We start from the raw sequence: 25,955 nt of genomic DNA on the forward strand, positions 1-25,955 counted from the left end.
TAACTTAGTAGCGGAAATGAATTTTCCCTTCCCCAGGAAGGTTTCCAGGTAAAAGCCAGGTCGCTGAAAGCACAACACCGCCGGGTGGCGGTGTTGGAAATGACGTTAAGTCAGGAATTACTGCAGCAGGCTGGAAACCATGCTGGACATGCTGTTGGACTGCTTCAGCATGGTGATGCCGGTTTGCATCAGCACCTGTTGCTGGGTCATGTTGGACGCTTCCGTCGCGTAGTCGGTATCCATAATGTTACCGATCGCCACTTCAGTGTTGTCCTGCATGCTGGTCAGGTTAGCGGCGGTATCGTTCAGACGGTTGATAGATGCACCCAGTTTGGACTGGATCTTAGACACGTCGTCCATTGCAGTCTGGATAGTAGTGATCATCTGGTTTGCAGAACCAGAAGCGGTCAGCTCAGTACCACCGGAAATGCCTGCAGTACCGGTCGCATCTAACTGATCAGCTTCGAAAGAATTGCTAACGCTTTTTAAATCGGTAACCAGAGAGTCCAGTTGGCTGGAGATATCAACGGTCATGGTGTCAGAAGATTCAGCACCAACCTGGAAGGTTACCGCCCCCTGGAACAGACCGTCTTTGCCGGTGTTGCTGGTACCGGAAACACCGAACAGGTTGGTGCCGCCGTAAGTGGTGTTCTGCAGCATATCGGACATCTGCTGACCCAGTTCGTCGTATTCGTCCTGCATCGCCTGCAAATCTTCGTCGCTGTAGGTTCCGTTCGCTGCCTGAGTGGACAGGTCTTTCATACGGCCCAGTACGTCGGTCATTTCGTCAAACATGCTGTCTGCAGTTTGCAGCATCGCAGTCGCGTCCTGAATGTTGCTCAGCGCAACGCCCATACCGCTGGACTGCGCAGTCAGACGGTTGGCAATCTGTTTGCCCGCAGCATCATCTGCAGAAGAGTTAATACGGTTACCTGTCGCCAGACGTTCCATAGAAGTAGACAGTGATGCGCTGCTTTTGTTGATAGCGTTAACAGCGGACATTGATGCGGTATTAGTATTAATCGATAACATGGTACTGCTCCTTGGGAATAATCGTTTTCGTTTCGATACTCTGTAAAAACGACCACCCCTTCGGAAAACTTAAAGCGCTGCAGAAAAATTTTTTACGCCTTGCACAACATCGTTAACGCGAGAGATAAAACGTCTCCCACCTCTATTTTAGCTTTCCGTGCTCCTCACCAAAACAATCACTGCATAAGGAAGATCTCAATCAAGATTTAATTAAAAGATTATTAGAAATATCTAATAACGACCCGATCGATTACGCACCTTCTATGTTAACCTTATGATAAAAATAAGATTATGCTTAGATAAAAATGTTTTAAAGAGCCTGGTTATAACTTTATTTTACATTTGGTTGCAAATGCCATGTATTTTTATATTGTGAGTCTCAGACACTTTCGCTACATTTCCAATCCTCTTTTGCACAGCATAAAAAACACTCAATACCGATTTACCTGCTGTTTCTCAGGCAGAAGACATCTCAATTTCTCCAGAATTTTAATGCACTGATTTTTAACGGTGTGACACCAGGGATATAAAAATCTTGCGCGGGTATAATAAACCATGAGTATTGTAGTCAACAATTGGCGGATGGACTCTTCGCTTAATGCGTTAATCCACTGTGAAACAGGTGAGATACGTCGCCTGGGCGAATACCATTTTATTCTGTTAGAGACATTAGCTAAAAATGCCGATGTTGTTTTATCTCGTTCATTTTTAATGACCGCTGTCTGGAAGAATCGCATCGTCGGTGGAAATAGCCTGCCGACAGCCGTTCACGCCCTGCGCGTCGCTATTGATGATGGTAAACAACAAGAAATTATAAAACCATACCAAAAAAAGGGTATTTGTTTAATAAACTCTATCTAACTGAAATCATTGCTCCTAATGAAAATAAGGTTGATGACAGCGCCAGTGAGGTAACCGAAGAGAATGCTGAGGTAGTTGAAATCCTCGCGTCTGAGGAGCAACTGCCATCAACAACAACAGAAAAAATAACCTTAAATAACAGTTCATTACATGAAGTCAGCAAGAAAAAACTGGCAACCAAACATCATCCTTATCGGGCTGTTCTGATTACCTTGCCCGTTATCGTTGTCGCTCTGTCGCTGTTTGCACTGATCTCATATTTTAAAGCGCCGTCATCCACTAAAACGGAAGAAACTCCACAACTGGTTAAAGAAACGCTTGAAAATGCCAACCGTATTACGGTCTATCATCTTTACGATCCAGGTGAGAATAAGAAATCGTTATCGCTTGTTTCAAAACATATTCTTCCTGGTATAGAGCAAATCAATCAACTGTTGGTCGCGCATAGCGCCTCGATGACCCTTTATTATCGGGTCTCGTTGAACAAACTCGCACTTGATATTGTGATGAGCAATCAATGCAATGATAGCTGGCAGTTAGCACTAAGCTTTGATAACTGGCTAAATAAAGATAACGAAATGAATGGTATTTTAATTAAAGAAGTGGAGAAAATGTTAAATGAAATGCCAAAATGCAAATAATTACGCTTTTTATATCCTGGCTATTTCCTCCCTATTTTTTAGTTTTCTGGCCCATGCCCACATTGAGCACACGGTTATTGCCTATTATGATCTTAACGCCGGAAGGAATGCACATTACCAACTTATTCTGAGCCCACAACACAAGGATACGGCCCTTACGCTCATCCCTTTGGAACATAATAACCAGGTTCCTTCAGTATTCGAGATCTCCACTTGCCTTAATCGTTCTACAGAATCATCTCAACAAGGTGAGCTTCATTTTAGCGATGCGAAAGCGGATAATAACGATCTCCGCTTATCAAATTTCAGTTCCTTTATTGTTGAGCATAACCTTCATACGTGGTGGATTCATTTAAACCCGCAGCAAAATTTGCTCTTCACTCAGGATGTAGGAGGCCTGTTAATCACAGCCCCCTCGGCATTTACCTTTTCGACAACATCTTGTCAGCAGAATTAACTTAATAAGCTACGGACAGTCTGGCTGGAAAGCCGGGCTTGTCCGTTGACCGCCTGGGCTAAAACCTGATAATTGTGATTAGCATGATCCAGTACCCCGCCCAGTGATTCAGATGCTTTAACCGCACTTTCTGCCTGCGGAAAACGCGCCATACCGTCAATCAGCTGCCGGGCCTTCTCCTGCTGCGCGGCCATTTGCGCGCGCTGATCGCCAATCGCATCCAGCGCCTGCTGTAACCCATCCTGAGTGCGGGAACTGCCCTGCGCGATATGTTGCAGAAGCTCATCTGAACGAGAGGGATCGGCAAATGTCTTTAGCAGAGTAAACGCCGAGGACTTCGCGTCAACATCACGTACGCTCAGGGTTTGTTGGATCTGCTGCCATTGCTTCTCCGTCGTGGAAAAGCTCAGCGCCCCCTGCTGATCGTGCACCTGTACACCGACACGGCGCAGCGCATTGCTCATCATCATTTTGTATTGACCAGGATCCAGGTCCTCGCCTACCACCACCGCAGAGTGCTGCGTCTGCCGCCCGTCAGAAACACTGAACATGCGTGAACTTATCGCGTTTTTTTGCAGCATCTGCGCCAGTTCAGGCGAGTGAAAAGTGACGCGTGCCTCGCCCTGTAAAACCGGACGCAACTGCCTGTCGACCGCATCACCGGACAATGTTGGCCGTTTTTCCAGCCACTGGGTAAGTTCTGCCCCCTTCTGCTGCAACGTCTGTCCGCCGCGGCGAGAAGCGTGACGAAAGTCCAGCAAATGCTGCTCCAGTTGACCCAGGTAGTGGTCAGCCTGCTGCAGCGTGGTGAGCTGATCGTTAAGCTGCACGCTGTAGCGCTGAGGCCGGGTAGTAATAAGGGGTGAGGCCGGGTAATCACTCGCCGTTGCGGGTAACTTTTGACGGACAGGGGCATTCTGCGCAACGGTATGCTGCTGCACAGAAGGATTAAGCGCTCCGCTACCGGAGAGTGATGTTGTATTTAAACCGACCTGCATACTATTCCTGAGCTACTGCTAACTGTTAAATCACACTGAAAAGGTTTAACTCACTCACTTTGGAGTAGGTTTTTAAAGTGGCTTCCATCGCCATTTCCAGACCGGTAAAGGTAATGGAGGCTGGGCCATAATCCAGATCGCTCAACTGACTGATAAGCTGATCGTTGGAGGTAGTGATATCCGTCTGAGCACTGCTCAGCATGCTCATCGTATTCTGCGTTTCACCAATGGTGGCTATAGAAGCGTTGAGCGCGTCTGAGGCCACATCCACCGTATCAATGGCATTTTGAATATCGCTTTGCACCTGTGGATCGGCAGGGTCAACCGACGGATCCTGTAATTCTTTCGACAACGACGTCAGAGTGTTCAGAACGTCGAGGCTATCGCCGAAGAAATCGCTGACTGCCACATTGGTATCAACCTCAACGCCATTGGACACCGTGGTCTGGCGATGATCGTCGTTACCCTGATAGGTATAACTGTCGGTCACCCCGTCACCGTCCTCATCTACCGCGACAATGGGCGGTTGATCGTTCACCGTCCCGCCAAACACATAGTGACCGTCTTCATCCTGATAATTCAGCGCCGAGACCATCGCTTCGGTCATCGACTGAATATCCTGCCCCAGGCTGGATAACGACTCGGCGGTGTTGGTGCCGTTGGCGGCCTCCAGCAGATCGTCGCGAATCGCTAACAGATCGTTATTCACTCCATCCAGAATAGACTCCTGTTGGCTCATCCCCGCCGAGGCGGAATCAATATTAGTTTGATACTGATCGAGAGCCGATTGCTGGCGGTTAAGCTGGGTGATTCGTGTCGCAGCGATAGGATCGTCTGACGGCAGCAGAATACTTTTCCCTGTCGCCATCTGCGTGACAACGTGGGAAAGATCGCTGGAAAGATCGTTAAAACTCTGCGTCATAGACACATAGGATTGTTGGGTAGACACGCGCATGATAATAGCCCTCCAGATTAACTACACATTTCCAGCACAGAGTCGAAAATATCTGCGCCCGTTGAGATAACTTTGAGGTTGGCCTCGTAAATTTGCTGGTAGGTAATGAGGTTCACCGCTTCTTCATCCATGCTGACGCCGCTGACGCTGCTCTGCTGGTTCTGTGCTTCGGAGTACACGTTCGCTGCCGCTTGCGCTTCCGTCTGGTTTTGCTGGCTGTAAATACCGATGTTACTGATGATTGATGAACAGGCTTCGCCCACGGTTACGCTACCAAGCCCCTCGATATCTAACGGTTCGGTTGAGAGGTTGATCAACGCCTGCAGGTTATCGCTGTTGCCGCTTTCATCCGGCGAACTGGAAAACGCCAGCTCATCGGCGGTGATATCGGGGTTCACTTCCAGCGGACCATCCGATGAGTTTTCGTCATAAATAAACAGCGGCTCGCCGGGATTTCCGTTCAGGTCGTAGCCCTGCGCCAGTTGGGTGTTAACCGCATCGGCAAACTGCTCTGCCATGCTGTTAATCGTCCCCGTCAGTGGCGTCAGTACCTCATTCTGATAATCAAACAGCGCGCCCAGCGAGCCGCCGGTATCGGTGTTCATGGATGACGTGGTTCCGGCGAACGTCAGCGACATGCTCTGCGTGCCGTCGGCGTTGGTCTCCAGTTCGAGGGTGGAACTCTCTTGCCCGCTCACCAACGGCTGACCGTTTTGCAGCGTGACGTTGTAGTTACCTTCATCATCAATATTGACCTGAACATCCATGATGCCGCTCAGTTCTTCAACCATCTGGTCGCGGGCATCGTAGAGCGCAGACGCGTTATCCCCGTTGGCTTCGGCTTCAGTGTTCTGCTGGTTATAGCTGGCAATACCGCTGGTAAGCGTATTCACCTGCGCCACCATCGCCTGCTCCTGACTAACGATTTCACTGCTTTGCGAATCGATATAATCAAGGGTGTTATCCACGCGCAGCGCCAGCGCGCCGGACTCGCTGATCACCTGCTCACGCAGAGCAGAGTCATCCGGGCTGGTGGTGGCTTCGTTTAGCGCGGCAAAAAAGTTGTCAAAGCCGCCGCTCAGGCTGCTGTTATCATCGCTGAGCACGGTTTCCAACTGAGTTAAATACGTCTGCTGGGTGTTGTAATAGCCGTAATCGCTGGCGGCATACCAGACCTGGTTCACCTGATACTGGTTGGATACCCGGCGAATACTGTCCACCTGCACACCGTTACCCGCGCTGTTCGCCGAGCCTGAGCTGGCGCCAATGGTACTGGTGACGGCCACCTGCCGGGTATAACCGTCGGTCATGGCGTTCGCCGTGTTTTGCGCCGTTACGTTAAGCTCCACCTGCGCAGTTGATGCGCCGCTGTAGCCAATGTTAATCATGTCCATCAAAGAGTCCTCGCCGGTCAGTTCCCCGGTCTGTCGTTAACAACCTTGCCGATTAAAAGCGGCGAAAAAACCTCAGTTCTTAAGCCGCCGCGCAACCTTTATCCTTTGTGATGCGGGGAGAGCTGTTTAACGATCATCGCCGCAATCCCAATACCGTGCTGCTGGGCCAGGCTGTTACATAACTGATCGTCGTAAAACCCCTGCATCATGCGCACCGAGTCGCTGTTAAACGGGTTATCTTTGGAGTCGAAGATCTCATTGGTTTTACGCATCTCTTTCAGCATGTTGCGTAAGAAAATGGCTTCAAACTGCTGGGCGGCTTTCTGCAAATCGTTATCTTTAATTTTCGGGCCCATTAACGCATCGCTACCGTCAATGCCCCCGCTATGATTCACTTTGATGTCAGCCATTAAATGACCTCCAGATCGGCATCCAGTGCCCCGGCTTCATGCAGGGCCTGTAAAATGGACATAATGTCGTCCGGCGTGGCCCCGAGGCTGTTGAGCGCATTAACCAGCGTTTTCAGGCTGCTGGATTCAGGCAGCGTAATCATCCCCGGTCGGGCGTGATTCACCGAAATATTACTCTGCGGCGTCACCGCCGTACGACCGCCGGCAAAGGCATTCGGCTGGCTGACGTTGCTGCTTTCATTGATGGAAACCGTCAGGCTGCCATGCGATACCGCCGCCGCGTGCAGGGCAATGCCATCCCCCATCACCACCGTGCCGGTACGCGAGTTAAACACCACGCGGGCGCGTACTTTTTCTGCCTGAACCTGGACGTCATCTAACTGAGACATAAAGGCAACGCGCGCCCCTGGGCTGGTTGGCGCACGAACGCTGACGTTGGTCGAGCTTTGTGCCGTAGCAATGCCGCCAAACGAGGCGTTGATCGCCGCCGCAATATTATTGGCATCTTTAAAGGAGGGACGCTTCAGATTAAGCGTAATGGTGTCACCCATCTGGAAATCGCTGGGAATTTCACGTTCGACTGACGCGCCATTCGGTATCAGTCCGGCTGTGGGGGTATTCACGGTCACGCTGGAGCCGCTAGCCCCGGTCGCGTTCATCCCGCCCACCACCACGCTCCCTTGTGCAAGGGCATAAACCTCCCCATCTGCGCCGTGTAGCTGGGTGAGCAATAGCGTACCGCCGCGCAGGCTTTTGGCATCGCCAATCGACGAGACCGTGACATCAATGGTCTGCCCACGCGAGTACATTGGCGGCAGCATCGCGCTGACCGCTACCGCCGCGACGTTTTTCACCTTCGGATCGATTTTACCCGGCAGTTGTACCCCGAACTGGCGCAGCATGTTGGTAATAGTTTGGTTCGTGAATTTGACCTGGTTTTTATCCCCGGTTCCGTCCAGCCCCACCACCAGGCTGTAGCCAACAAGTTGGTTTTCCCTGATCCCCTGGACGTTGACCAGCGACTCCAGAGATTGCGCCTGCGTAGTGCCGGGCAGCACCAGGCTCAGGGCGATAACGATGCCATTTAACGCCTTCATCCAGCGCCCGCTTATGTGTTGCATATTAAAATCCTGCATTAGATCGGGAAGAGAGGATGGTTAAACAGACGCGTCAGCCAGCCCGCCGCATTGGCATCGCTCAATGCTCCACGGCCCGCATAGGAGATACGCGCATCGGCAATACGCTGCGATGAGACGGAGTTGTCGTTTTGAATATCATCGGCGCGCACCAGACCACTCAGGCGAATGTACTCATCCCCCTGGTTGAGGGTGAGCCATTTTTCACCACGAATTTCCAGAATGCCGTTCGACTGTACCGAGTGCACCGACACCGTAATTTCGCCACGCAAACTGTTTTGCTGCTGCGAGGTCGCCGTCCCGTTAAAATCGCGATTGGCGTCCACGGAAGCGGAAAGATTATCTTTGGTATGCCCAAAAAGAGTCGGTGCGCCGATATCAACGGTATTGTTCTTGCCGAAATTGGTTTTCGCCTGTTTGCTCGACTGGGTGGATTCTTCCAGCATCACGGTCAGGATGTCGCCCACCCGATAGGCGCGGCGGTCTGCCGTCAGCGACCACTTGTAACCCGTTTCGAACACCCCTCCCGCGCGACCATCCGCCGTTGGCGGCAACTCGGTTTTGGGAGGAGCAAAGAATTCGTCATTTTTTTTGACCAGGAGGGCCTGCGATTCGCACCCGCTTAACAGGGGCAGCAGTACCACCAGCCAGAGATAATTTTTCACGTTCTGCCTGTTTACTTTAAATTTGCCGGATAAGGCGAAGCCGCTATCCGGCATTTCACATTCTTGAATTACAGCGTCTGACTAATAAACTGCAGCATATCGTCTGCCGCAGAGACCATTTTGGCGTTCATCTCATAGGCGCGTTGCACGTTAATCATCGCCACCATTTCGTTGACAATATCCACATTCGAGCCTTCCAGCGCGCTGTCCTGCAAAGTGCCCAGACCATCTTCCCCCGGAATACCTTCCGTCGGTTGACCGCTGGCTACCGTTTCCAGATACAGGTTGTCGCCTTCGGCTGAAAGCCCCGCCGGGTTGGCGAAGTTCACCAGCGTCAGTTGCCCCAGTTCGGTCGGATCGCTGTCGCCGGTCAGGATCGCCGTCACGGTGCCATCTTCGCCAAATGCCACGTTGGTCGCGCCTGCGGGAACATCAATTTCCGGTTGCAGCGGCAACCCCTGGGCGTTGGTTAGCACGCCGTCGGCGTTAATCTGCATATTGCCGTCACGGGTATACGCAATATCCCCGTTGGCCTTTTGCACCTGCCAGAACCCCTGCCCCATGATGGCCACGTTCATCGCATTATCGGTGGTTTCCACATTCCCTTCGGTGAAGGTTTTTTGGGTTCCAACGATGCGCACACCGCTACCGAACTGCATTCCGGTCGGCATGATGTTGTTTTGATCGAGCATGGCGCCCGGTGCTTCCTGAGTCTGATAGAACAGATCAGCAAACATCACGCGGTCACGCTTAAAGCCCGTGGTGTTGACGTTGGCGATGTTGTTGGCAATCGCACTCATCTCAGCATCCTGCGCCGACAGGCCGGTTTTACTGATCCATAACGCTGCGTTCATAAAACTTTATCCCTGATTAAAGGCTACGACTCAGGAGCCGCGTAGCAGCCTGTTGCCGGAGTCGCTGAGATCTTCAGCGGTTTTCATCATCTTGATTTGCGCTTCAAACTGGCGGTTCATCGCAATGGACGACATCATTTCGCTTACCGCAGACACGTTACTGCCTTCCAGAAAGCCGCCGCTTACTTTGATGTTTTCATCGCGCTGGGCCGGTAAGCCATCCGCCGTCACCAGCATTCCCTCGCTGTTTTTCGCCAGATTGGCGACCGGGATATCCACCAGCTTCAGCCGATCGATATCCATCGTGGCGGTAACATCACCGTCGTCAGGCGTAACCGAGAGCGTGCCGTCGCTGCCGAAAGAGGCAATCGCGTTTGGCGGCAAAATAATCGGGCCGTTATCTCCGAGCACCACGTTACCGTCGATGGTCAGCTGACCCTGATCGTCTTGCTGAATATTGCCGTTGCGGGTATAGACCTCGTTTCCGGCTTTGTCCTGCACGGCGATATAGCCCGTCCCCTGAATGGCGACGTCCAGCGGGCGCTCGGTTTTTTCCGCCACGCCGGTGCTGTCATTGACGCCGCTGGGACTTTCCTTCGCCATAAAACGCGTATCAAAACCACCGCCCTTCACTTTGTCATTACTCGCCATCGCCATATCCGCGCGAAAACCATTGGTGTTGACGTTGGCGAGGTTGTTGGCGCTAATTTGCTGCTCTTGTAACGTCTGGGTGGCGCCGCTCAGCGCGGTATAAATCAACCGATCCATTTCTTAGCCTTACATCGCCTGGAAGAGAGCCTGATCCAACTGCGTACTGGTGGAAATCACCTTGGTGTTCGCCTGGTAGTTACGCTGGGCGGTCATGAGATTGACCAGTTCGTTGGTGATATCCACGTTGGAGCTTTCGAGCATGCCGGAGGAGAGCGTGCCGCAGGAGCCGGAGCCAGGCGTACCTATCAGCGGCGTACCGGATTCGCCCGTCTGTACCCAGGCAGTACCGCTCACTGCTTCCAGTCCGTTCTCATCCGGGAAGGTGGCGAGTACAACCTGGCCCTGCAGCATGCGCTCACCGTTGCTGTAGGTGGCGTAAACTTTACCGTCGTCATCGACCTGCACGCCGTTTTGCGTTGCCGAGGCATAACCGGTGGCGGCGTTGGTGGTGACTGAGAAATCAGAGCCGTACTGAGTACAATCGGAGTAGTCAATCGTCATTGAAATCGGTGCGGCTTCATCGGTGGTGAAGGTGATGGTTTGCGGTGTGGTTGGAGCCGTCAGCTTGCCGGTATTTGGGTCGAAGGTCAGCGTAGTCGGCGGTACACCGCTCTGCGCTTCACCATCAAAGGTGTATTGCACTTCCCAGGTGTTATCCGCCGTTTTAGTAAAGTACTGGCTAACCGAGTGCTCATTACCCAGCGAGTCATACACGGTGGTGGTGTAGCTGTCGGTGTAGGTATCGCTGTTGTTGGCATCAAACGGCACGGTTGCGCGATCGATTGTTTCATCACTGGCGTCAAAGTTTGCCGTGAAGGTCATGCTGTCCGTGGCCTGCGCCGGGATGTTGCCGGTTTTAATCTGGATATCGGTAACGGTGCCGGTTTGCAGCGTGCCGCTGTCATCAACCGGATAGCCCTGCAGGTAATCGCCAGACGCATTGACGATATAGCCGTTTTTGTCCGTCACGAAGGAACCCGCGCGGGTATAGGAGATGTTCCCGGCGCTGTCGCACATCACAAAAAAACCATCGTCGTTGATCGCCAGATCCAGCGCATTGCCGGTTGAAACCATAGAGCCGCCGGTGGAGATGCTTTGTGCCGAACCCGCCACGCTCACGCCCATCGCCTGCGTTCCGGCATACATGGCGGAAAACTGGGTGGTCATCGATTTATACCCAACCGTACCGGAGTTTGCGATGTTGTTACTGATGCCATCAAGCTGTTCGTTGACGGCGTTCAGTCCCGTCGCTGCAATTTCATAACTCATTGTTTCTTCCTGTAATGTAAACGAGATCAGATCACGGTGTTGCTGTCGGCGTTATCGCCGCCGTCGTCAGTATCCGGCGGCGTGATGTCATCAGTGCTGTCCGGAACGCCAAACTGGGTGATCATGGTGAAAGGCACTTCGCCAACGCCGTCAACGTTGAGCACCGGCGTGCTGCCATCGAGCGGAATACGCACATCTTCCACCGTTCCCGTAACCTCAATCGGCACTTCCTCTTCTCCGGTATTGGTCACCACGGATACGCTGTAATCGCCCGGCGGGATGCCGTAATCCGCAGGATTGATGTCGAAATCCACCTGGCCGGGCCCGACGGAGGTTTCACCTTGCGGGATCAGCGACACGGTGTAGTCATCACCGGCTTCATCGGTAAAGTGCAGATCCACATCGGTACAACTGTCATCCAGAGTCACGCGTCCCTGGATTTCTTTGCTGTTGTCTTCGATATCCAGCGAGGTGGTTTGCACCATGATGTCGTCGCCGACCATATTCCCCAGCGCCATCACCTGAATGTTGCTCATCAGTACGGCGTTAGTGTTTGCCTCAACGCTCATCTCTTCCATCATGGCAACCTGCGCCATGGAGGCGAGCTGATCGATATAGGCCGTAGGATCGGTTGGATCGGTCGGGTCCTGGTTTTCAATTTCAGCCACGAACAGCGTCAAAAACGTATCAACCGCGGACGTTTCGGTGGACGTTGTCGTGGTTGGAGTACCGCTTGTCCCGCTGGTATTCGTTGTTGACGACGTTGAGGAAGAACTGCTGTCTCCCAGATTGCTGCTTTGCGCCGTGGCGCCGACGTTATTTTCAGCCACCGCCGTATTCTCCGAAGAAGGAGCCTGCGCCTGAGATTGGGCATACAGAGTCAGGGTATTCATTACACTTCTCCCAGTTTGAGTAAGCTTTGCTGCATACTTTTGACGTTATTCAGCACATCAACGTCGGTTTCAAAATCACGTGAGGCGGACATCATGTCGGCCATTTGCTCGACCACATTGACATCCGGATACCAGACGAAACCGTTCTGGTCCGCCATCGGATGGTGCGGCTCATAACGCTTCACCGCTCCGCCGCTTTGCATGACGTCCTGTACCTGTACGCTGGCACCATCAATGGCATGGCGGTTATGCCCACCCATCAGGCTATTGTGGTAAACCGCAGCAAAAACCGGGCTGCGCGCCTTATAGGCCTGCGCCTCGCTGCTGGCGGGAGATTCCGCATTCGCCATGTTGCTGGCGACGGTATTCAGACGGATGGTTTGCGCCGTCATCGCCGAGCCGGAAATCTGGTAAATATCAGTAAACGACATGGTTATTTCCCTTCGATGGCCTCTTTGATACCGCTAAGTTGCAGGTTCAAAAAGGTCAGACTGCTTTGATAATCCATACTATTTTGTGAAAACCGGGCCTGCTCGGTATTCAGCTCTACGGTATTGCCATCCTCTGAGGGCTGCATCGGCACACGGTATTTCACGTCAGCCTCGGGCAGCACATTTGTGCGACTTGCCCGTTGCATCTCAGCGGCAAAATCAATATCTTTAGCTTTGAAATTTGGTGTATCGACGTTTGCCAGATTCGCAGTCAGTAGCTCGGTCCTCTCAAGACGTAACTTCACTGCCTGCGGATGTACACCCAATGCCTGCTGAAAACTGATTCCCATTTCTTGCATCACTCCTGCGTAGATATCGCTGTTATTAGCAATATGTATGCCAACTTTTAAGTGATTGATGAGAAATGACTTTATGAAATTCCCCTTCGACATAAGGAAGCCTTCTTTCCCCTTTGCCGCGGAAATAATGCTGGCGTTATGCTGTGTCTTACCCGCACATGCCGCCGTCCATCCCATTCAGCACAGCGCCCGGGAACAGATCAACGCGCGGGTCATAACTGCCGCCGGTCATGAAATTGACGCGCTGGCGAAAAAACAACAGTGGCAGGACTATCGCTACACGTTCAACGTCTATATTCCCTCAACGGTGAGCACCAGCGCGCTATGCGCAACAGCGCCCCAGATCACCTCCAGCACATCCCCAGGAATGGCCCTGACGCGAATGAACTTTGTGGTGAGTTGTCCGGGCAGCGCGGGCTGGCAATTTAACGTTGCGGTACGCCCCGACGTGTCGGTGCCGGTAGTGATGCCAAAGTCGTTGATTGCCCGAGATACGGTAATTACGGTCAACGACCTGCAGCTTAAAAAATTCAATATCAGCAACCAGCGGGAAGGATTAATGACAAATATGGATGAGGCGATTGGTCTCACCAGCAAGCGCGCCCTGCAACCGGGCAAACCGATTACCCGGAGCGAGCTGGTTCAACCGGTGCTGGTCAAACGCGACCAACCGGTGATGATCGTCTCCCATACGGCCGGAATTACCGCCTCGATGCCGGGCGTGGCGTTGAAGAACGGGCGCAAAGGGGATGTGATAAAAATTCGCAACAGCAGCAGCCAGCGGATCATTAGCGGGATGGTGGACGATATCGGCGTGGTCACCACGCTGACGGCCGAGCAGTGAAGGGATTTTTTGTGATGGGATTAAAGTTTTCCTCTCTTACCGTCGCTTTTAGCCAATAACAGATAACCAACCCAACGAAATATGTACGAGGTTGCTATGAAAATTACCCCGACTCTGCCAGGCGATCGCCCTGCATCTACAACCGGGCAGACGCGTTCAGACAAGAGCAGCACGCAGACCACTACCTCCAGCGCCGCGACACTTTCCGCCGACGATATTACTCAGGCGGGATTGCAAACGGCGCAGCAAACGCTGAACAGCGATCCGCAAAGCGACGTTGATTACGACAAAGTGGCGCAAATGCAGGCCATGCTGGCCGCAGGCGACATGCAGGTTGATACCCAGCAACTGGCTGGTGACATGCTCAGCTTTTTCCAGAAATAAGAGGCCAAAATTGTGAGTACCAGGCTACAGCAGGTGAAAACGCTGCTTCAGGGTATCCGGGAGGACGGGACGCGATATGACGCGCTCAGACACCAGTTGGAACAACAACGTCTGTGCATGATCCGTCGCGCCAGTGAAGAGCTGTTGGCGGTCAATGAGACGATTCAACAGCATTATGAGCAGTTGCAAAACAGCAGCCAGCAGCGCCGCTCAATCCTGCAATTGCTGGGTGTAAGCGTCGATCGTGCAGGGATGGAACAGGTATTTAGCTGGTTGCCAGGTTTACAAAAAAGTGCCGCAGAGGGTTGGTGGCAGAGCCTTGAGCAAAAAGCGAAACGCTGCAAGGCGTACAACGAAAAAAACGGCGAGTTGCTGATCCGCCAGTATGAATTTATTCAGACTTTTTTAGGCACCGAGCCGGATTTTATTTACCAGCGCTAAACCTTCCTTCCCTGACGCGGAAAACGACTTTCCGCGCACACTCTAACTAATTGATATAAACACAATAAAAATTCAGGCATGGATATTGCAATGATGTAGCCAGATTTTGAATTTAGGGATTGCTGAGAACACATTATGAGTATGATTGATTGTTATGAACCTGACTTTGTCCGGTTGTTTTTATCCCACCATCCGGATTCCGCTTTACTGGCCGAAATGCGCTGGAAAATGGAAGTACGTCAGAGTCTGGTATTAACCGATCCGGCCAGCTGTCAGGCTGCGTTAGGCGATCCCAACGCCTTTGTGCTGCATACCTCGCAATGTGCAGCCGATGCGGACAGCCCGGCGTTATCTCCACGCGATCAGGTACTTAATCAATCTGCTCTGCATACCATCACGCTCCCCGGTTTGTCGCCGGAACTGCGCTTGTATGCGCTGGGCATCATGCTCTCTTTTTCCGAGAAATGCCCTGGCGACAGCGATCCTATGCTTGAAAAACTGGCCTCGCTGCCGCAGGTTCTGGCCGCCCACGCGCAAAGCGGAAAACTGCAGGAGCAGTTCGTGCAACTGCCCAGTCTGCCCCAACTGCAGCGGGAGCTGATCACCCAAATGGGCAGTTGTGAGTTCAATTGGGATCTATTGCCGGAAAGCACGCGCAAGCTGACCTTACCTCTGCAGGTAAGTCTGCTGATGCTCCAGGATGCAAACAGTGAAGCTATGCTTCAGCAGCAGTTGCAGGATCAGTGGTTAAATACCTATGAGCGCTACTTTGCCCATGATGCATGGATATTCAGTAACTATCTGATTTATCGCCTGTATCACGATACCTTCCCCCAGCACGAGAGTGAAAGCGCGCTGCTGCGCTTCTTCTGGCTGGTAGCTGACGTCTTTATGCTTCGCACCCTATTTTGCCTGTGGACAATGGATGATTCCACGCTGAGCCATGACGAAATCTACGCCCTTTTCGCGCTGTTTGAAGCGTGGCGCAACAGCGAGAATGCCCGCTCGTTGCGTCTGCATATTCTGGATATGCTGCCGGGAGATCCTCTGCTCTCGGCGTTTTCCCTGATCACACGTTAGCGCCTGTTGGCCGGGTGCATACCCGGTCCTTTTTCGAATCGCGAATACACATCACCATGTCTGAATCCTCCAAAGCACGTTCCGCCCTGACCGGCATCGTTAAAACGCTCGACACTGGCCGCGAAAAACCGTTTGTCAGCGTCATTACCCCCACGTGGAACCGCGGCGCTTTTTTACCCTATTTGCTGTATATGTTCCGCTATCAGGACTACCCTGCCGACCGCCGGGAGCTGGTGATCCTGGATGATTCCCCACAAAGCCATCAGTCAATCATTGACAGGCTGACGCAGAATCACCCGGAGAAATTCAATATTCGTTATATCTACCATGCGGAAAAACTGACGCTGGGAAAAAAGCGCAACATGCTCAATGCGCTGGCGTTAGGCGAATATATTCTCTGTATGGATGACGATGATTATTATCCGGCGGATAAGATCTCCTACACCATCGACATGATGCAGCGCCACCGGGCGTTGATTTCAGGTTCCGATCAGATCCCCATCTGGTATAGCCATATCAACCGCGTGTTCAAAAGCCGCAGCTTTGGCCCGCAGAACATTCTCAACGGCACCTTTTGCTACCACCGCAATTATTTAAAAAAGCACCGTTACGATGATGAATGTAACTTAGGCGAAGAGGAAGGATTCACTAATCAATTCACCGCAAACCCGCTGCAATTGCCGGGCGAGCGCACCATTATTTGTATCTCGCACAGTCAAAATACGTTCGATAAAGACTTTGTGCTGGGCAGCAGCGAGCCGCTGGAAACCTCGCTGGCACAGGCGATTACCGACCCGATGCTGAAAAACTGGTATCAAAGTCTGCATAACGCCACCCATCATCAGCCGATCCAGTGGGATTACATCGATCAGGTGGTGATCGTGAATCTGGACTCACGCCCGGATCGTTTAGCACACATCCAGCAAGAGCTGGCGTTTCTCAATTTCCCGACGCAAAAGATCACCCGCCTTGCAGCGTCCGTTGCCACTAACGGCCAGGCTGGTCGCCGCCAGTCCCATCTGCAGGCGCTGCAACTGGCACAGCGTAACGGCTGGAAAAACTACCTGCTACTTGAAGACGATAGCGTGATCCTGAAGCAGGAAAAGCATATCCGGGTACTCAACTCACTTCTGAATGCGCTGCCTGGTTTTCCGTGGGAAGTGGTTATCCTCGGCGGAGAAATTAAACAGGGCCGCGAACTCAAAAGCCTCAATGGCATGATCCATGCCCGCGACTGCAATAAGGTTTGCGCCTATCTGGTCAACAGCAGCTATTACCCGGTGCTGGCTCAGCAGATGGAGCATGACCTCTCAGATACGCTCGAAGGGCAATGGCAGCCGCTGCTGCGTGAAGGGAAATGGCTCTCCTGTTATCCGAGCATCTGCTATCAGCGCGCGGGATACAGCGATATTGAGAAAAAAGAAACCGATAACATCGGTTACTACTTCAACAAAATCAATAAGAAACCCGCCACCGTCAACACGCTGGTAAGCAACCCGCTTCCTACGACATCCACGCAGATAGATGCCATTGGCTTCTATATGGAAACCTCGCTGCACTACGCGGTCTATCGCCCTATCATTACCGCGCTTCAGGCGATGGGCCATACCTGCTCGCTGCTGGTCAGTGACAAAATACCTAAATCGTTTCTGGATGAGATGACCGCGACGATTAAAGCCATCAACGATCCTGCGCTCGGCGGTACGCGTCTTTCAGCGGTCATTGAGAACCGTCAGCGCTTCCGGTGCCTGGTCAGCCCTTACTACACGCCACTGCTGAACGGGCTGGCGGATACCCATGTACGCACCCTGTATGGCCTGGCGAAAGAAGAGTGGAATCATGCCTGGTGGAACGCCTTTTATCACCGCATCCTGTGTTACAGCCACTATAGCCAGCACGCGCTTGATATCGGTGGCAGCGCCAAAGTGGTGGGCAATCCCCGTTTCGATGAGTGGCATAATCACACTTACGATACTGCGCTGCCCAACAGCCTGAAGCTGAATGTGAAAAAGCAGACCATCCTGTATGCGCCAACCTATGGCGCGCTAAGCTCTCTCCCTCACTGGGCGGAACAGCTCAGCCGGTTAAGTCATGAATACAATGTCGTCACCAAACTACATCATGGCACCCTGCACAGACCGGAAGAAGCCGCCTCTCTGGCGCTGGCGCAGCGCTATTTAAAAAACCGAATTGACGATCCACAGCATCTGCTGGCGCTTATCGCGCAGGCGGATTACGTCCTGACAGACAGCAGCGGCTTTATTTTTGACGCCATTCATATGAATAAACGCGTCATTTTACTGAGCTGGTCAGAGATGCCCTTGCTGCTCGATGGTCAACAAAGTTTCTCTACTCCTGACAGCGCTGATCAGCGTATTCGCGATGTTCTCCCGGTGGCACAGGATATACAGACGTTGCGCCACGCCCTGTCATCCGCATTTGACTGGGCTGCGCTGGAAGCGCCACTGGAGGAGATTCGCCACCATTATTGCGATGCGTTTAGGGATGGTCAGGCGGGGAAACGGGCGGCTCAGGAGATCGTAGAGCTCATCGATGCGTCGTCCCAACAGCAGAGCAATACGTTACTGCTTAGTCTGCAACAGAAGTTATTTAGTTGATAACACAATAATTTTCGCCAGAGATTACGCTATGCCAACGCCTTTAGTGAGTATTATCGTTACCAGTTATAACCACAGCGCTTTCCTCGAAGAGGCGCTGGATAGCGTCTTTAACCAGACATGGAAAAATACCGAAGTCATTATCGTTGATGATGCGTCTACCGATCGGTCCGTCGATATCATAAAAAAATACCAGCAGAAATATCATTGCAAAACGATTCTGCGGGAGACCAACTATTATTCGCAGAAGGATAAAACCGGCGACAAACCCATCATCGAAGCCATGAACATGGCTGCGGGAAAATATATTGCCGTGGTCGACTCGGATGATCTCATTGTTCCTACCAAAATCTCTCATCAGGTTAATGTTTTAGAGAAAAACCCACACTGTGTAATGTGCTATAGCACCATTCAGGTCATCATGCCTGACGGTTCGCGTTTTCCCTACAGCGATCTATTTCTTGATGGCGACGTTTTTCATCATCTGCTGGTTTCCGGGAATCTTAGTCTCTATATCGGCTCGTTAATCCGCCGCGAGGCTTACCTAAAGATTGAGCGTTCCGATCCACATCTGGTGCAGGAAGACTGGGACATGTTTCTGAAACTTTCCCGGCAGGGGCATTTTATTTCAACTCGGCGTTTAGTGGCTTACTACCGTCGACATGACAATAACACCTGGTACAGAAGAGATAACAGCAAATTAATGTACCGAAACAGGATGATGATCCTGAATCAATGGAAACATGAAGACGCCTGGGTAGAAGCGATGAACAGCCGCTGGAAACAATATGCCCATCCCGATCATACGCTGGCCAAACAAGATATTGACGATCTGTTGATTGAAAGTCCAACCGACCCTTTGTTGCATTTCCAGGGGTTTATCGCGGCCATTTACAATAAAGAAGTCAACAAAGCGCAATATCATATTATGCAAGCCATCATCTATTGTGACGTTCGTCTGGAGATATTACCTCAATTGTATTTTGCGGCGTTAAAAAGCATTGCTGACAGCAAAATAAAAAGCACGCTTCTTACTAGTCTCAAGACCAGATTACCAGAACATTATCAACAGATTAGTGAACAATTCACTCAGGACTTTTAGCAATGAAACAAGCAGAACATAACCTTATCACTGTCACTAAACCCGTCCTGCCTCCGCTGGAAGAGTTTATGCCCTATCTGCAAGAGATCTGGTCAAGTAAGCAATTAACAAATAATGGCGTTATGGGTAATGACTCCAACTTACTGATAGTGTTTTATGTTCAGATAATGCCCGATGACCTTGTCATGCAGCTCCACCGATTTTGAGAACGACAGTGACTTCCGTCCCAGCCTTGCCAGATGTTGTCTCAGATTCAGGTTATGTCGCTCAATGCGCTGAGTGTAACGCTTGCTGATTACGTGCAGCTTTCCCTTCAGGCGGGATTCATACAGCGGCCAGCCATCCGTCATCCATACCACGACCTCAAAGGCCGACAGCAGGCTCAGAAGACGCTCCAGTGTGGCCAGAGTGCGTTCACCGAAGACGTGCGCCACAACCGTCCTCCGTATCCTGTCATACGCGTAAAACAGCCAGCGCTGACGTGATTTAGCACCGACGTAGCCCCACTGTTCGTCCATTTCCGCGCAGACGATGACGTCACTGCCCGGCTGTATGCGCGAGGTTACCGACTGCGGCCTGAGTTTTTTAAGTGACGTAAAATCGTGTTGAGGCCAACGCCCATAATGCGGGCGGTTGCCCGGCATCCAACGCCATTCATGGCCATATCAATGATTTTCTGGTGCGTACCGGGTTGAGAAGCGGTGTAAGTGAACTGCAGTTGCCATGTTTTACGGCAGTGAGAGCAGAGATAGCGCTGATGTCCGGCAGTGCTTTTGCCGTTACGCACCACCCCGTCAGTAGCTGAACAGGAGGGACAGCTGATAGAAACAGAAGCCACTGGAGCACCTCAAAAACACCATCATACACTAAATCAGTAAGTTGGCAGCATCACCGCTGATCTCACTGAGATCATTGAATATAACGGGAAGAGGGACTGTCCCCTTAAGTGCCTGGTAGGTTTTACTTTTAAACCGCGTGATGCGGCATGCTTCCTGCGACGGGCAGAGTACCGTGGCGGAAAGTGCATCCCGGTTTTCAGACAGAAAAAGAAGAACCTCATCATGAGCCGGAAAAATATAATCAATACTTTCTTGTACCAGTAATGTCTGCAAGGCGGGTAGCCCATCCTGATGCGAAACGTCAGGCACGATATGGTATCCGCAAGCATAATGGCGAGCATGGCTATCGTAGTCGGCACCGGCCAAAACCAGGTTAATGTTTTTCTCATTGCGCAGAGACAGGTAAATCTCGCGACCAATCTCGGTTCCCGCCGGGAAGATAAGTACATTGATCATGCGGTAATGAGCTCAATAATGGTGCTGAGTTCAGCGGATGTCATATCTGGATAAATCGGCAGGCACAGCACCTGTTCAGCGATTTGGTTTGCTACAGGCAGCGTCTCTTTATTGGCGCCAGACATGTTTTTGTACATGTTGAGATTAGAGAGCAGGGGGTAAAAATAACGACGCGTTAAGATGTTATGACTTTTCAGATGATCGTATAACGCATCTCGTGACATTTTATAGTCAGGACCCACGAGGATCGGGAAATAGCTGTAGTTACTCTTATGATTAGCGTTGCCTGCAGGAATGAAAATTCCTTGCGTATTGGCTAACTGCTCACGATAACACTTATCGATTTTTTGGCGTTTCGCTATCGCCTCATCCACATACTTTAATTGCAAGAGACCAAAAGCGGACTGAACCTCATTCATTTTTCCATTGATGCCAGGCGCGACAACGGTTAATTCGTCAGCAATACCAAAGTTCTTCAGATAATCGATGCGTTGTTTTGTTTTTTTATCGTAGCTAACGATGGCACCGCCTTCAAAGGTGTTGAACACTTTGGTGGCATGGAAGCTCAGTACGGAAAGATCGCCATGGCGTAGAATGCTTCCGCTACAATCTTCTACTGCAAAAGCATGTGCTGCATCGTAAATAACCGGAATACCGTAATTATTGGATATGTTCTCAATTTCAGCGGTATTGCAGGTTTGTCCGTAGACATGTACCGGCATGATCAATCCCGTTTTGGCGGTAATCGCCGATTCAATCAGGTGCGGGTTGATGTTAAAGCTGTGTGGATCAATATCAACAAATACCGGTGTTAACTGGTTCCAGAGAATACTGTGCGTAGTGGCGACAAAAGAATAGGGGGTAGTAATAACCTCGCCCTTAATTCGCAGTGTTTGCATTGCGGCAATTAAAGCGATAGTGGCATTACAAAACAACGAGATATATGGAACGTTCAAATAAGACGCTAATTTTTCCTCTAATAATTGATGCATAACGCCGGTGATGCTGCCAACTTACTGATTTAGTGTATGATGGTGTTTTTGAGGTGCTCCAGTGGCTTCTGTTTCTATCAGCTGTCCCTCCTGTTCAGCTACTGACGGGGTGGTGCGTAACGGCAAAAGCACTGCCGGACATCAGCGCTATCTCTGCTCTCACTGCCGTAAAACATGGCAACTGCAGTTCACTTACACCGCTTCTCAACCCGGTACGCACCAGAAAATCATTGATATGGCCATGAATGGCGTTGGATGCCGGGCAACCGCCCGCATTATGGGCGTTGGCCTCAACACGATTTTACGTCACTTAAAAAACTCAGGCCGCAGTCGGTAACCTCGCGCATACAGCCGGGCAGTGACGTCATCGTCTGCGCGGAAATGGACGAACAGTGGGGCTACGTCGGTGCTAAATCACGTCAGCGCTGGCTGTTTTACGCGTATGACAGGATACGGAGGACGGTTGTGGCGCACGTCTTCGGTGAACGCACTCTGGCCACACTGGAGCGTCTTCTGAGCCTGCTGTCGGCCTTTGAGGTCGTGGTATGGATGACGGATGGCTGGCCGCTGTATGAATCCCGCCTGAAGGGAAAGCTGCACGTAATCAGCAAGCGTTACACTCAGCGCATTGAGCGACATAACCTGAATCTGAGACAACATCTGGCAAGGCTGGGACGGAAGTCACTGTCGTTCTCAAAATCGGTGGAGCTGCATGACAAGGTCATCGGGCATTATCTGAACATAAAACACTATCAGTAAGTTGGAGTCATTACCGTGAATATGAAAGAACAATAAATCACCACGACGAAGGTCGCGATTAGCGACGATGGTCGCCCGCCGATAGTGATACATTTCATTCGCCGTACGTGGCAATTTTGCTGCCAGAATTTTGTTGTAGGCATAAAAGATCAGCCCGCTACAGTCAAAGCCTTGTTCCGGGCTGGTCCCGCCCCACAAATAGGGTTTACCTAACTGCTGCTCAAGACGGTGGATTGCCACTTCGGTTATGTTGTGCAGATGATCGCTACTGAGAAAATGGTCATTCTCAGCCAGCTCCTGCCAGCGTTGATCGCTCGCTTTTAGTGGCCCCGGGAACCACTCAGGGTGCTGTTTAATCAGCGTCCTGTTTTGCTGGCGCAGCGCGCTTTTACTTTGCGCATTACCTTCCACTACATAACTTGCCTGCTTTTTTACCTGCGCGTGGTACTGCTTCAGCAGCCGGGCGCGGTTACGCATGCGTAATTGCGCCGCATAGCTTAAATGGGCGTCAGATAAGAGGGGCTGAACTTTGGCGACAGACGGCGAGGACAACACAACACACAAAGACAGCAGACCCGGCAAAAAGCGTCGGGGCGCAGAGGCAAAAGACATGAAAACAACACTACCTAATCAAACACGTTCGCCGCAGTCTACCGCTATTGCCGGGCATTCCATTTTAATATTCGATTATTAAATTATTAATTTTTTAAATTCAATATATTAGGAATTCTGCACTCAGAAGACTAAATGACGTGCGCTAACCCGCAAAATACGTCAGTGTCTGACTGCCTTTAAGCACAATTTTCCGTATAAAGAAAATCTAAAGTGTAAACGCCGCACGAGAGACTTGCGAAAAACTCTCTGGGTGATAATGTGAGCGCTCCAGATCCAGATTTATCCGATTTGGGAACTCTTTTTGCCGTCCTGGCGTGTGTAATCGTTTTATCAAGGAATAAGCAGTATGCGTAAAATCGCATTTTTTCTTGCGATGCTTTTATTGCCGTGCGTTTCATTTGCCGGTTTGCTGAGCAGCAGCAGCCCGACTACGCCTGTCAGCAAAGAATATAAGCAGCAATTAATGGGCTCCCCCGTCTATATCCAGATCTTCAAAGAAGAGCGAACCCTGGATCTGTACGTCAAGATGGGCGAACAGTATCAATTGCTCGACAGCTATAAGATCTGCAATTATTCCGGCGGCTTAGGTCCGAAACAGCGTCAGGGCGATTTCAAAAGCCCGGAAGGGTTTTACAGCGTACAGCGCGGACAGCTGAAACCGGATAGCCGCTTTTATAAAGCGATTAACATTGGTTTCCCTAACGCCTACGACCGCGCACACGGTTATGAAGGTAAATACCTGATGATCCACGGCGCCTGCGTTTCCGTCGGCTGCTACGCAATGACCGACAACGGCATTGATGAGATTTTCCAGTTTGTCACCGGCGCACTGGTATTTGGGCAGTCCAGCGTGCAGGTTAGCATTTATCCATTCCGCATGACCGATGCCAACATGCAGCGCCATAAGTTCTCGTATTACAAAGAATTCTGGGCGCAGCTAAAGCCTGGCTACGATTACTTTGAACAAACGCGTAAGCCACCGACCGTTTCCGTCGTCGATGGCCGTTACGTTATCAGCAAGCCGTTGAGTCACGAAGTGGTTCAGCCGCAGCTGGCATCAAACTATACGCTCCCCGAGACAAAATAACGCCCACTCGCCTGGCATAATCTTTTGCCAGGTTTCATTGCCGGTTAGCGGCTGAGTGGCAATCACGGTGACCACATCATTGGGTGTGGTCTCTGAGCTAAAATCGATTTCCACATCCTGATCCAGCAGTGTCGCCACGCCAAACGGCGCACGACGGGTGATCCAAAACAGGTTGGTCGAGCAGAAAGCCATCACATAACGCCCGTCAGACAACAGCATGTTGAAGACGCCCTTCTCACGCAATTCTCCTGCCAGCATCGCGATATATTTAAACACTGCCGTCATATTGCCAGGCGTACGCGGATAACGTTCAGTCAGCTTGTGGAGCAGCCAGCAGAAAGCTTTTTCGCTGTCGGTTTCCCCGACCGGGCGGAAATTACCGGTTTCCAGCGATTTATAGCCGCTGAGCTGTCCGTTATGAGCGTACGTCCAGTTACGTCCCCACAGTTCACGCGTAAATGGATGGGTATTTTCCAATGCCACTTCGCCACGATTCGCCTGACGAATATGGGCAATCACGGAACAGGATTTGATGGGATAGTCTTGTACCAGTTTGGCGATAGGCGAATTAAAGCTGGGTTGCGGATCTTTAAACGTACGGCAGCCCTTACCTTCATAAAACGTAATACCCCAGCCGTCTTTGTGCGGCCCGGTACCTCCGCCGCGCTGAACCAGCCCGGTGAAGCTAAAGCAGATATCGGTTGGCACATTGGCGCTCATCCCGAGCAGTTCGCACATACATCACCTCCACAAACGCCTTTAAGCGGGAAGGCGTAATTGTTGCAGCCAGTTTAGATTCGGACAGCGCGCAGAAACCGGAGCGTACACGTAGTACGTGAGGATTTCGGGCACTGCCCGGATTCAAAATGGCAAATAAAATAGCCTTCTTACTTCACCATCTCTTTTTCGATCAACTGGATCAGGATATGGATCACTTTGATATGAATTTCCTGAATGCGGTCAGCATAGCCAAAGTGCGGCACGCGAATTTCGATATCCGCACTACCCGCCATTTTGCCGCCATCTTTACCAGTCAGGGTGATGACTTTCATCCCTTTCTCACGCGCTGCGGCAATCGCTTTAATCACGTTACCGGAGTTACCCGAAGTAGAGATGCCTAACAGGACATCGCCTTCGCGACCCACGGCTTCAACGTAGCGGGAGAAGACATAATCGTAACCGAAATCGTTGCTGACGCAGGAGATATGGCTGACATCAGAGATAGCGATCGCCGGGTAGCCTGGGCGGTTTTCGCGATAACGTCCGGTCAGCTCTTCGGCGAAGTGCATCGCGTCGCAATGGGAACCGCCGTTACCGCAAGAAAGTACCTTACCGCCAGCTTTAAAGCTGTCTGCCAACAGGACCGCCGCGCGCTGAATGGCGTGAATATTGGCGTCATCTTTAAGAAAATTAGCCAGCGTTTCCGCCGCTTCGCTCAGTTCGTTACGAATAAGATCCTGGTACATGAGGATATCCTTCAGCATGAATGTAAATGACAAGATGCAGTGTACCGGATAGCGCTACCAGCGAGAAGTACAAGCCACAGGAATGGCTGCGGCTTTTGATTTTTTGTGCCGGTTAAAACAGCAACAATGTGAGCTTTGTTGTAATTATTTTGTAAACACATTGCTAAAAGAATTTACATCCACTACAACCATATCATCACAAGTGG

Annotated in this window: 27 protein-coding genes and 2 pseudogenes; 10 read left to right on the forward strand and 19 right to left on the reverse strand. The window is 51.2% G+C overall.

Annotation, left to right across the window (positions count from 1 at the left end):
* Positions 1–117: 117 nt before the first annotated feature.
* Entirely contained in the window at positions 118–1,032 is a 915-nt protein-coding gene (gene lafA / locus HV302_RS19665) for a lateral flagellin LafA (RefSeq protein ID WP_049040787.1), read from the reverse strand.
* A 555-nt stretch (positions 1,033–1,587) separates the two neighbouring features.
* Here lafA and HV302_RS19670 point away from each other — a divergent pair.
* Together HV302_RS19670 and HV302_RS19675 are read left to right on the forward strand one after the other, a co-directional pair.
* A pseudogene (locus tag HV302_RS19670) lies at positions 1,588–2,534 on the forward strand (winged helix-turn-helix domain-containing protein).
* The gene (locus HV302_RS19675; protein ID WP_181626477.1) at positions 2,512–2,991 is read left to right on the forward strand and encodes a hypothetical protein; all 480 of its coding nucleotides are present in this window, start codon (positions 2,512–2,514) and stop codon (positions 2,989–2,991) included. Before HV302_RS19670 ends, HV302_RS19675 begins: the two are co-directional and overlap by 23 nt.
* Here HV302_RS19675 and HV302_RS19680 read toward each other — a convergent pair.
* The 12 genes from HV302_RS19680 to flgB form a co-directional block, all read right to left on the reverse strand.
* On the reverse strand, positions 2,988–3,989 hold the full coding sequence (locus HV302_RS19680) for a hypothetical protein (protein WP_016151850.1): 1,002 nt from the start codon (positions 3,987–3,989) through the stop codon (positions 2,988–2,990). The genes HV302_RS19675 and HV302_RS19680 overlap by 4 nt on opposite strands.
* A gap of 25 nt (positions 3,990–4,014) precedes the next feature.
* Positions 4,015–4,944 (reverse strand): flagellar hook-associated protein FlgL, encoded by a 930-nt coding sequence (gene flgL / locus HV302_RS19685; protein WP_019076091.1) that lies wholly within the window; start codon positions 4,942–4,944, stop codon positions 4,015–4,017.
* Between the two features lie 17 nt (positions 4,945–4,961).
* Entirely contained in the window at positions 4,962–6,338 is a 1,377-nt protein-coding gene (gene flgK, locus HV302_RS19690; protein ID WP_181626478.1) for a flagellar hook-associated protein FlgK, read from the reverse strand.
* A gap of 98 nt (positions 6,339–6,436) precedes the next feature.
* Positions 6,437–6,739: a rod-binding protein gene (locus HV302_RS19695; RefSeq protein ID WP_029139422.1), complete on the reverse strand. Its 303-nt coding sequence runs from the start codon at positions 6,737–6,739 to the stop codon at positions 6,437–6,439.
* A gap of 8 nt (positions 6,740–6,747) precedes the next feature.
* Positions 6,748–7,869: a flagellar basal body P-ring protein FlgI gene (locus tag HV302_RS19700; protein ID WP_016151847.1), complete on the reverse strand. Its 1,122-nt coding sequence runs from the start codon at positions 7,867–7,869 to the stop codon at positions 6,748–6,750.
* A 14-nt stretch (positions 7,870–7,883) separates the two neighbouring features.
* Entirely contained in the window at positions 7,884–8,549 is a 666-nt protein-coding gene (flgH, locus tag HV302_RS19705) for a flagellar basal body L-ring protein FlgH (protein WP_029139421.1), read from the reverse strand.
* A gap of 68 nt (positions 8,550–8,617) precedes the next feature.
* Positions 8,618–9,403 (reverse strand): flagellar basal-body rod protein FlgG, encoded by a 786-nt coding sequence (gene flgG / locus HV302_RS19710; protein ID WP_181626479.1) that lies wholly within the window; start codon positions 9,401–9,403, stop codon positions 8,618–8,620.
* 30 nt (positions 9,404–9,433) lie between these two features.
* Entirely contained in the window at positions 9,434–10,171 is a 738-nt protein-coding gene (locus HV302_RS19715) for a flagellar basal body rod protein FlgF (RefSeq protein WP_137379574.1), read from the reverse strand.
* A gap of 9 nt (positions 10,172–10,180) precedes the next feature.
* Positions 10,181–11,383, reverse strand: a complete 1,203-nt coding sequence (gene flgE, locus HV302_RS19720) for a flagellar hook protein FlgE (RefSeq protein ID WP_046275408.1) — start codon at positions 11,381–11,383, stop codon at positions 10,181–10,183.
* Between the two features lie 26 nt (positions 11,384–11,409).
* On the reverse strand, positions 11,410–12,276 hold the full coding sequence (locus HV302_RS19725) for a flagellar hook capping FlgD N-terminal domain-containing protein (protein ID WP_046275407.1): 867 nt from the start codon (positions 12,274–12,276) through the stop codon (positions 11,410–11,412).
* The gene (flgC, locus tag HV302_RS19730) at positions 12,276–12,707 is read right to left on the reverse strand and encodes a flagellar basal body rod protein FlgC (protein ID WP_016151841.1); all 432 of its coding nucleotides are present in this window, start codon (positions 12,705–12,707) and stop codon (positions 12,276–12,278) included. Before flgC ends, HV302_RS19725 begins: the two co-directional genes overlap by 1 nt.
* Before the next feature lie 2 nt (positions 12,708–12,709).
* Positions 12,710–13,057 carry a flagellar basal body rod protein FlgB gene (gene flgB, locus HV302_RS19735; RefSeq protein ID WP_016151840.1) on the reverse strand — a complete coding sequence of 116 codons (348 nt, stop codon included), beginning with the start codon at positions 13,055–13,057 and terminating at the stop codon, positions 12,710–12,712.
* A gap of 82 nt (positions 13,058–13,139) precedes the next feature.
* Between flgB and flgA the strand changes: the two genes are divergently transcribed.
* The 6 genes from flgA to HV302_RS19765 all read left to right on the forward strand — a co-directional run bounded on the left by flgA (position 13,140) and on the right by HV302_RS19765 (position 19,535).
* Entirely contained in the window at positions 13,140–13,910 is a 771-nt protein-coding gene (flgA, locus tag HV302_RS19740) for a flagellar basal body P-ring formation chaperone FlgA (RefSeq protein ID WP_095715135.1), read from the forward strand.
* A gap of 96 nt (positions 13,911–14,006) precedes the next feature.
* Entirely contained in the window at positions 14,007–14,294 is a 288-nt protein-coding gene (flgM, locus tag HV302_RS19745) for a flagellar biosynthesis anti-sigma factor FlgM (protein ID WP_016151838.1), read from the forward strand.
* A gap of 12 nt (positions 14,295–14,306) precedes the next feature.
* Entirely contained in the window at positions 14,307–14,735 is a 429-nt protein-coding gene (gene flgN / locus HV302_RS19750) for a flagellar protein FlgN (protein WP_053389943.1), read from the forward strand.
* Between the two features lie 135 nt (positions 14,736–14,870).
* Positions 14,871–15,815: a lysine-N-methylase gene (locus HV302_RS19755; RefSeq protein WP_181626481.1), complete on the forward strand. Its 945-nt coding sequence runs from the start codon at positions 14,871–14,873 to the stop codon at positions 15,813–15,815.
* Positions 15,816–15,871: 56 nt separating this feature from the next.
* Positions 15,872–18,433: a glycosyltransferase gene (locus HV302_RS19760; protein WP_181626482.1), complete on the forward strand. Its 2,562-nt coding sequence runs from the start codon at positions 15,872–15,874 to the stop codon at positions 18,431–18,433.
* Between the two features lie 31 nt (positions 18,434–18,464).
* Positions 18,465–19,535 (forward strand): glycosyltransferase family 2 protein, encoded by a 1,071-nt coding sequence (locus tag HV302_RS19765; RefSeq protein WP_181626483.1) that lies wholly within the window; start codon positions 18,465–18,467, stop codon positions 19,533–19,535.
* Positions 19,536–19,675: 140 nt separating this feature from the next.
* Here HV302_RS19765 and HV302_RS19770 read toward each other — a convergent pair.
* The 3 genes from HV302_RS19770 to HV302_RS19780 form a co-directional block, all read right to left on the reverse strand.
* Positions 19,676–20,373, reverse strand: a protein-coding gene (locus HV302_RS19770) for an IS1 family transposase (RefSeq protein WP_223429336.1) whose coding sequence is annotated in 2 segments (ribosomal slippage) — positions 19,676–20,124 and positions 20,124–20,373 — 699 coding nt in all. Because the reading frame shifts where the segments join, the coding sequence is not laid out codon by codon here.
* Between the two features lie 28 nt (positions 20,374–20,401).
* Positions 20,402–20,830, reverse strand: a complete 429-nt coding sequence (locus HV302_RS19775; protein WP_181626484.1) for a hypothetical protein — start codon at positions 20,828–20,830, stop codon at positions 20,402–20,404.
* Positions 20,827–21,822, reverse strand: a complete 996-nt coding sequence (locus HV302_RS19780; RefSeq protein WP_181626485.1) for a DegT/DnrJ/EryC1/StrS family aminotransferase — start codon at positions 21,820–21,822, stop codon at positions 20,827–20,829. The genes HV302_RS19775 and HV302_RS19780 overlap by 4 nt, the downstream gene beginning before the upstream one ends.
* Positions 21,823–21,883: 61 nt before the next feature.
* Here HV302_RS19780 and HV302_RS19785 point away from each other — a divergent pair.
* Positions 21,884–22,581 (forward strand): IS1 family transposase gene (locus HV302_RS19785; RefSeq protein WP_223429336.1). Its coding sequence is split into 2 segments (ribosomal slippage): positions 21,884–22,133 and positions 22,133–22,581, totalling 699 coding nucleotides; the frame shifts between segments, so codons are not numbered across the junction.
* A 6-nt stretch (positions 22,582–22,587) separates the two neighbouring features.
* On the opposite strand, the pseudogene HV302_RS19790 reads toward HV302_RS19785, so the two are convergent.
* A pseudogene (locus tag HV302_RS19790) lies at positions 22,588–23,193 on the reverse strand (C40 family peptidase); the annotation flags it as partial.
* Between the two features lie 349 nt (positions 23,194–23,542).
* Between HV302_RS19790 and dpaA the strand changes: the two are divergent.
* A complete protein-coding gene (dpaA, locus tag HV302_RS19795) occupies positions 23,543–24,283 on the forward strand; it encodes a peptidoglycan meso-diaminopimelic acid protein amidase (protein WP_016151817.1) in 741 nt (246 codons plus the stop codon).
* Here dpaA and HV302_RS19800 read toward each other — a convergent pair.
* Together HV302_RS19800 and lpcA are read right to left on the reverse strand one after the other, a co-directional pair.
* Positions 24,254–25,021 carry a class II glutamine amidotransferase gene (locus HV302_RS19800; RefSeq protein ID WP_016151816.1) on the reverse strand — a complete coding sequence of 256 codons (768 nt, stop codon included), beginning with the start codon at positions 25,019–25,021 and terminating at the stop codon, positions 24,254–24,256. The two genes, dpaA and HV302_RS19800, sit on opposite strands and share 30 nt — an antisense overlap.
* Positions 25,022–25,170: 149 nt before the next feature.
* Positions 25,171–25,749 carry a D-sedoheptulose 7-phosphate isomerase gene (lpcA, locus tag HV302_RS19805; protein ID WP_016151815.1) on the reverse strand — a complete coding sequence of 193 codons (579 nt, stop codon included), beginning with the start codon at positions 25,747–25,749 and terminating at the stop codon, positions 25,171–25,173.
* Positions 25,750–25,955: the final 206 nt, after the last annotated feature.

Origin of the sequence: Citrobacter sp. RHBSTW-00859 (genome assembly GCF_013729795.1) — a bacterium.
In the GTDB taxonomy this organism is placed as follows: domain Bacteria; phylum Pseudomonadota; class Gammaproteobacteria; order Enterobacterales; family Enterobacteriaceae; genus Citrobacter; species Citrobacter braakii.